6 protein-coding genes are annotated in these 4,550 nt (G+C 51.1%); 1 reads left to right on the forward strand and 5 read right to left on the reverse strand.

Annotation, left to right across the window (positions count from 1 at the left end; genetic code table 11):
• The 3 genes from AC1DUO_RS23455 to cmoM all read right to left on the reverse strand — a co-directional run.
• A partial coding sequence (locus tag AC1DUO_RS23455; RefSeq protein ID WP_477989002.1) for a chromosome partition protein MukE occupies window positions 1–177 on the reverse strand: 177 nt, incomplete at its 3' end.
• Window positions 158–1,480: a chromosome partition protein MukF gene (gene mukF, locus AC1DUO_RS23460; protein WP_013574847.1), complete on the reverse strand. Its 1,323-nt coding sequence runs from the start codon at window positions 1,478–1,480 to the stop codon at window positions 158–160. The genes mukF and AC1DUO_RS23455, both read right to left, overlap by 20 nt.
• Window positions 1,477–2,262 (reverse strand): tRNA uridine 5-oxyacetic acid(34) methyltransferase CmoM, encoded by a 786-nt coding sequence (gene cmoM, locus AC1DUO_RS23465; RefSeq protein ID WP_013574846.1) that lies wholly within the window; start codon window positions 2,260–2,262, stop codon window positions 1,477–1,479. Before cmoM ends, mukF begins: the two co-directional genes overlap by 4 nt.
• Before the next feature lie 155 nt (window positions 2,263–2,417).
• Here cmoM and elyC point away from each other — a divergent pair, with 155 nt between their 5' ends.
• On the forward strand, window positions 2,418–3,197 hold the full coding sequence (gene elyC, locus AC1DUO_RS23470; protein ID WP_013574845.1) for an envelope biogenesis factor ElyC: 780 nt from the start codon (window positions 2,418–2,420) through the stop codon (window positions 3,195–3,197).
• A 1-nt stretch (window position 3,198) separates the two neighbouring features.
• On the opposite strand, the gene AC1DUO_RS23475 is transcribed toward elyC, so the two are convergent.
• Both AC1DUO_RS23475 and AC1DUO_RS23480 read right to left on the reverse strand, forming a co-directional pair.
• The gene (locus AC1DUO_RS23475) at window positions 3,199–4,092 is read right to left on the reverse strand and encodes a YcbJ family phosphotransferase (RefSeq protein WP_477988999.1); all 894 of its coding nucleotides are present in this window, start codon (window positions 4,090–4,092) and stop codon (window positions 3,199–3,201) included.
• Between the two features lie 195 nt (window positions 4,093–4,287).
• Window positions 4,288–4,550, reverse strand: a 263-nt coding sequence (locus tag AC1DUO_RS23480) for a cytidylyltransferase domain-containing protein (protein WP_477989000.1), incomplete at its 5' end; no start/stop codon positions are given.

A 4,550-nucleotide genomic window follows, 5' to 3' on the forward strand; every position in this document is an offset into this window, starting at 1 on the left:
GCTGTAAAAGAGTTCCATTTCTTCCTGATAGTCCATCAGGAAAGCGTGGTTATCCAGCTCATCAATACCGATATGACGGCCAGAACGCAGCTGGCTGTCGAGAGCAGGAAACACTGAGTTCGCCAGTGCCTGCGCCAGCTTAGCTGGCATTATGTGTTCAATATTTGTCGATGACATGGGCCTGCACCTTGGCTCCGTAATCATTGATTGCCTGCCATTCGGCATGCAATCCTGAAAAATCTGCTTCAGCCACACCAAGGCGCACAGCCTGGTCGACCACAATTCGCGCGACATCAAAATGTCGGGCACGCGGATACTGTTTAAGATATTCGCGCATTACCATGCCCAGATTGAGCGGCGTTTTTTGTTGCTGATAAACCTGTAATGCCTGTTCAATCAATGCCGCAAGTTGTTCGCGGATTTCGTTAAATTCTTCAAACTCAAGATCTGGCGGAAGTTCGCCGGTCACTTCCTCGCTGCGCAAGGCCAATTCTTCATCGCGCATATCCAGCAGACGGTCAGCATTGGCGAAGGTCAGCGTCCATGGCTGATCAAAATAGTTCTGAACCGACTGGCGCAGACGCTGGGCGAACACCCGATTTTTATCCATGTCGATGGCGGTACGGATAAATTTATGCACATGCCGGTCATAGCCAATCCACAGGTCAATAGCCTGCTGGCCCCAACTGGTAATACGGTCGAGTTTGTTCTGCAGGTCGAAAACCAGTTTGTCGACAAAGCTCAAATCGAGTTCGACCATCGTGGCATCCTGAATACGCATAAGATGCGCCTGCAACAGGTTACCGGCCGCCTCGAGCGTATCCTGCAATTCACGCAGCGTGCCGGAAGTTTCTGACAGGAGGATTTCACAACTGGAAATTGCCGCACGCCAGTCTTTATTGAGCAACGCGGCAATGTCGTCTTTCACGCCCTGCTGCTGCTCGTCCATGATCCGCTGGGTCATGTCGATGCTGTCAAAAATTTCAGCTACGGAGTATTTAAGTGGCGCGTAAACATTGCGATGCCAGTGAAAATCATCACCGCCCTCTTCGGCTGCATCGGCTGCACGCTTGAGTTCCTGAGCAACGATCGACAACTGCATAGACAACCGCAACGTTGAGAACTCACGCTGGCGGATGTAATAATCTGAAATGCCGATCGCCAAAGGCGTCAGGCGATAAATGGCATTACCGTCGGCCAGTTCACTGACAAAACGGTTGAGCAAACGCTGACGCACCATGTCATTGATGGCGTTATTGGCACGTACGGTGATGGTTTCATTTGTCTGCTCAAATCCCTTGCTGACATGACGAAACGCGTCGACCAGCTCACCCTCACTCATTTCTCCATCAAGGCGCTCGCTGTTTAATGTGGCGATTGCCAGAAGAAAAGCCAGCCGCTCCGTTGGCAGCGAAATTGAGAAATCATTTTTGCGTGCCCAGGCGACCAGTTCGGGTACAGTCTGGGAAAATTCACTCATAATTCGTCCTTCAGAATGGGTTTGTGCGCCATCACGTGGATGTAACGTCCCAAACTAACAAAAGGTTCCTGACGACAATAACGCTGTTCCAGCGCCAGAAGCTCATCAAAATCCTGTTTATGTTGTTGTCTGTTTCGCAAATAATCGTGGAACACTCTAACACCGGTCTTGCCGCTGATCTGCATCCCAAGTTCTTCCAGCCACTGGTAAACCTGTGCGGGTTCCAGCGGGTGATCGGGTAACAGGGAGCTTTTTTTGATTTTTGGCACACCCGCTTCAACATGAGCAAAATTGCCAAGGATCATGTGCCGCATGACCAGACCGTGGATATTGTAAAACATCAGTGATATTGCGCCACCGGGCGTCAGACAATCGACCAGTGCGGCCAGAGCCTGTTGAGGTTCGGCCAGCCATTCGATGACCGCATGGAACAATATCAGATCAACCGGCTGTTCCAAATGTTCGGCGATATGCTGAGCCGGACATTGTACAAATTGCATGTTGTCGCTCACACCTTTTTCCAGCGCAGCCGCCTCGGCGCGGCGGATCATCTCACCGGAGAGATCACACAACAAGACCTTATGTCCTAAAGCTGCCAGTTCACAGGCCATTTGTCCTTCACCGCCGCCCGCATCAAGGATGCGCAGTGGCCGCTGAGGCAAAGTCTGTAGTAAATCATGCAGATCCTGACCCAGCACAGCCTGACGGATACGTCCCTTTGTTGTGCCGTAGATATTGCGCGAAAACTTCTCGGCCATATCGTCGAAATTACGATCCTGCATGAAATGAACCCTGTTTCTAAAAACAATTTGTTAATGATGGCTGTGCGGTGATACCGGGTGAAGTGCTATTTTGGCACAGGCTGGCATAGAATAAATCATCCTGACGCGGATTCACGCCCGGATGTCGTTTTTTCACCCAAAAGGATCGGTTTCTGATGTTATTTATCCTAAAAAAGACGCTGGGGGGCCTGCTATTACCTCTGCCATTTATTCTGCTCTTCATGGCGATTGCACTGGTGTTGCTGTGGATGACCCGCTGGCAAAAAACCGGAAAAGTGTTTTTTTCACTGAGTTGGCTGCTTCTGTTGCTGCTCAGCTTGCAACCTGTTGCGGATAACCTGCTGCGTCCTATTGAATCGGTTTACCCCACTTACCAGGCCAGTGGCAATGTGCCGGTAAAATATGTTGTCGTACTGGGCGGYGGTTATACCTATAACCCGGCGTGGGCACCGAGTTCTAATCTCATCAATAACAGCCTTCCTCGCGTGGCCGAAGGGATCCGCATTTACCGGGCAAATCCCGGTTCAAAAATGATCTTCACCGGTGCGCGGGCCATGACCAACCCGATGAGCAGTGCTGCGGTCGCCGGGAAAGTTGCGGAGAGTTTAGGGGTGCCGGAGAGCGATATTATTCTGCTAGACAGGCCACGGGATACACATCAGGAAGCTTTGCAGGTTAAAGAAATGCTGGGAGAGCAGCCGTTTGTGCTGGTGACGTCGGCAAACCATCTGCCGCGGGCAATCATTTTCTTCCGGCAACTGGGACTGAACCCTATTCCGGCACCGGCGAATCAGCTTGCGATAGATTCCCCGCTCAATCCTTGGGAAAAAGCGTTGCCACAGGCACTGTTCTTGTCTCACAGCGAGCGGGCATGGTATGAAACGCTGGGGCGCGCATGGCAATGGATGACGCTGCCGGCACCCGCAGCGAAGTAACTCAGTTAAGCCACGGCAACAATTGTTGCCGTGCATAATCGAATTGCCGGCGATCGAGCTTACCGGTATGAATCAGATTCGCGACTGATTCCCACACCAGATACAACCAGCGCCGTGCGAGGAATGTTTCTGAAACAGGTGCTTTTTGCAGATAACTGAACAGCAATTGCTCGCTCATGCCTTTTTCCCACAACCTGAAAAGATCAAACTCTCTCGGCGCCCATAACACGGTGCCGGGATTAATCATTGCCAGCAGTTGATCGCTGCGAGGATCTTTGAGCATGCTGCGCAACGAGAGATTGCCGTGTACCAGTACCGGTGTATCGTCGAACTCTTCAAATAGCTTAGGAATGCAGGCACGGGAACGGAAAAGCAGCGTGCGGTCGTCAGGTGTGAGTTCGGATGCCTGTAAATTCGATAACGTTGCCCACAACACCTCCACCCGCTGCGGGTACCAGTTTTCCCAGCGATTTTCCTGCGTGCTGTCAACAGAACCTACACAACCGTGGCTGTCAATCCGGTGCCACGCCAGCATCGCCTCGACAATTTGCTCCTGCAAGATTTGCCAGCGTTCAGGGGTGCGTGTTGGCGCTTCCGCCGATACGCCGCGCAGACGTTCAATCAGCAATATTTCCTGATATGGTTTCTGATGCGTGGTGACCATGCCATAAACCGTCGGCACCCTCACCACGCCCTCCCGCGCCAGCATTGATAATTTATAAGCCTCCTGCCCGGCAATTCCCTGGCAAGTAAAACTCTTCGCCATCAATGGCATCGCGTAACCCTGCTCATCATAAAGGGAAAAAAGAYGGGCATAAGGCTGCTCACTGACACATTCGAGGCGGGATAAACGCTCGCCCAGCACAATACTCAATTCGGCTTTTAGCTGTTCCATAACGTGTTCGCAGTGACGAATAAATTAACGTTTATGATGAAAGTTTCAGGAAAGGATTACCCCGTTTCAGATCAAACAAAAACCGGATAGTCGGGGCAGAAACAGGAAGGCAGTGCGCAAAACGAAAAGAGAACAGTGATGACAAAACGGAATGCCGGAACATTCCGCTTTTATGACTTTTTATACTCTGTGTGGTCAGGAATTTTTATGCCCCAAAATCACGCGCACACGTTCCAGATCCTCAGCGGTATCGACACCCACAGAAGGAATGGCCTTCGCTACATCAACGTGGATTTTTTCACCGTACCACAGCACCCGGAGTTGTTCGAGTAATTCGATGTGCTCAAGTTTAGTCGGTTCCCACTTCACATACTGGCGAATGAAACCAGCACGGTATGCATAAATACCGATGTGACGAAGGAAGACATCACCAACCGTTTCTTTCGACACGGCAAAAC

It is taken from the genome of Rahnella sp. P4_A8 (assembly GCF_056402435.1).